Genomic DNA, 1,636 nt, shown 5'->3' with positions numbered 1-1,636 from the left:
GGTTGTGGATAGAACTGACGAAGTCAGTAACATCTATACGGTAAGGCTACGCTGACGTGGTTTGAAGAGATTTTCGAAGAGTATAAGTTTTATGTGAAGTATGACTATAGTATAGCACTTAGAAATTCTAGAGGAAAAACTTTTGAATATATGCAACAAACAAAATGAGCAAAAAAACGATAGAACTTCTTTGATAACCTGTGAGAGCTCAACAATTCTATCGCTTCAAATTTTAAATAATTTTCTTAGTTTGCAGATATTCAACAATCGGTCGTTTTTCTATAGTATTCAGCAGATTTGTTACAGCCAAGCATCTCAAAAATACGGACAGCATCTTCCATCTTTTTCTGGCCTTCCTTGACTCTACCTTGCTTGCTATCAAGGAGACCTTCCGCCCACAAATAGACAATTCGGAAATAGGTTTCATTTTCATTGTAGAAATGCTCTTCGATAACACGTTTAAAATAATAGGCATTGGTAAATTCTTCACACTCAATGCTAGCTAAAAAGCCATTCAATAGTATAGTGTGAAACAGGTTTCGATTGCCAGACATTTCCATTAGAAAATCAGATTTACGTACCATCTCTCGTACATATCTAGTAAAAAGAGAAACAGATAAAAAGGGAGAACTGACTGAAAATAAATTGAGTTCATAGATTCCCCAAATCTCGGTAGAAAACAAATAATCATGAAGGACTTTCCCTTCCTCTGCTGTTAACTCTACCCCTTCATCCATGCCCTTCATATAAGACTTAATCATAATGGCATTTAGAATATGTTTCTGTTTGTTGTGAGAATGGATATGCTTTTGATACTCCCTGCGATACAAGTCCTCAAGCGGAGCTATATTCTTTGGATCCAAGACATCTATGATTTCTTTTCTCAACTCAGAATCTGTATCATACTGAAAACCTCTCGCCAGAAAGAGGATTTCCTCCACACTGGCAGATATATTTTCCAGGGCAAATAGAAACTTTTCCACCGAAAGCTCACTCTGACCTGTTTCAAAGCGGGACAACATAGACGGCGAAAATTGTCCCCCAGTTGCTTGTCTCAACGAGATATTTCTTGACTCTCGTAATTGTCTAAAGACTTTTCCAATCTGCTCCATAGACTTCCCCTTGATTCAGTATTTTCTTCATTTTATCATATTTTTCAGAAAATTCATCAAAAACTTGCCAAATTGTCAGAATTATGAGAAAATAGAGGATATTTATCACGTGGAGGGACTGTAATGAGAGAGGATATCAAAATCAATGACCGCGCTTTGGCCTTACAAGACCAAATTATCGAAAAACTAGAGAAGGTTTTTGATACAGATGTGGAATTGGATGTTTACAATCTAGGGCTGATTTATGAAATCAATCTAGACGAAACGGGTCTCTGCAAAATTGTCATGACCTTCACCGATACTGCCTGCGATTGCGCCGAAAGCCTGCCTATCGAAATCGTAGCAGGTCTGAAACAAATCGAGGGTATCGAAGATGTCAAAGTTGAAGTTACCTGGTCGCCTGCTTGGAAAATCACACGAATCAGTCGCTACGGCCGCATTGCCCTTGGACTGCCACCTCGTTAAGCAGGCAGATCACTTTTGAATATGAAAAAAAGCAAGCCAAAGTTGGCTTGCTTTTTTGA

Annotated in this window: 2 protein-coding genes; one reads left to right on the top strand and one right to left on the bottom strand. The window is 38.3% G+C overall.

Annotated elements, in window-relative coordinates; all coding sequences use genetic code 11:
- Positions 1 to 260: 260 nt before the first annotated feature.
- Positions 261 to 1,112 (bottom strand): quorum-sensing system transcriptional regulator Rgg, encoded by an 852-nt coding sequence (gene rgg, locus WKI42_RS10300; RefSeq protein WP_368081874.1) that lies wholly within the window; start codon positions 1,110 to 1,112, stop codon positions 261 to 263.
- Between the two features lie 123 nt (positions 1,113 to 1,235).
- Here rgg and WKI42_RS10295 point away from each other — a divergent pair, with 123 nt between their 5' ends.
- Positions 1,236 to 1,577 (top strand): metal-sulfur cluster assembly factor, encoded by a 342-nt coding sequence (locus tag WKI42_RS10295; protein WP_001206380.1) that lies wholly within the window; start codon positions 1,236 to 1,238, stop codon positions 1,575 to 1,577.
- Positions 1,578 to 1,636: the final 59 nt, after the last annotated feature.

Source organism: Streptococcus pseudopneumoniae, assembly GCF_038148935.1.
Taxonomy (GTDB): domain Bacteria; phylum Bacillota; class Bacilli; order Lactobacillales; family Streptococcaceae; genus Streptococcus; species Streptococcus pseudopneumoniae_U.
This window is presented reverse-complemented; position numbering and strand designations above follow the sequence as displayed.

Excerpts from the sequence above, each read along its gene's own strand:
- rgg (WP_368081874.1), bottom strand. The coding sequence starts at position 1,112 with ATGGAGCAGATTGGAAAAGTCTTTAGACAATTACGAGAGTCAAGAAAT.
- WKI42_RS10295 (WP_001206380.1), top strand. The coding sequence starts at position 1,236 with ATGAGAGAGGATATCAAAATCAATGACCGCGCTTTGGCCTTACAAGAC.